At 50.2% G+C, this 586-nt stretch carries 1 protein-coding gene; it reads right to left on the bottom strand.

Annotation, left to right across the window (positions count from 1 at the left end):
* On the bottom strand, positions 1-454 hold a 454-nt coding region (locus tag HQN90_RS38155; RefSeq protein WP_246363040.1), incomplete at its 3' end, for a hotdog family protein.
* Positions 455-586: the final 132 nt, after the last annotated feature.

The following is a 586-nucleotide window of genomic DNA, read 5'->3' on the forward strand; positions in this document are numbered from 1 at the left end:
CCGGTGTATCTTCCGCTGTATCTTCCGCCGTATAAACCAAAATACTTCCTTCACTGTGTACAGTAACTTCTTCATTGCCCTCATTGGGACTATAGATCTCGTATTGGATCTCCCCATTATCATGCAGATTCAGTCTGGTATGGATTTCCACAGCCGCTTCCGCTACTACAACAGGTGCAGCCCACATGACATTTTTGATGTGAACGACTGCTTCCGTCCCTGACAAACACGCTCCCCGTACCGCGGCCTCCCGGGCCATTTCAAGGTATGCAGCGCCCGGCAATATCCGTTTCCCTTTTATCACATGATCCGACAGATAAAATTCTTCTCCCGTAAACCGCGAGCGATATTTTAGCTCCCATAGGTCCGATATATTCTCATGCAGCAACGGATGCAACTCGTCTACCTGTACAGGATTGGTCCCCGGAATGACCGCGCTTTTCCCTTCCCCCATCGGCACCCAACAACGTTCTCTTGCAAAGGGGTATGTGGGAAGACTGATCCGTCTCGCTTTTTGGACCCCGTAGAGTTTGCTCCACTCTACCTGTCCCCCCTTTACCCATAACCCCAAAATCCGGCTATATTT

The sequence above is a fragment of the Paenibacillus alba genome (assembly GCF_013204855.1).
Lineage (GTDB): Bacteria > Bacillota > Bacilli > Paenibacillales > NBRC-103111 > Paenibacillus_E > Paenibacillus_E alba.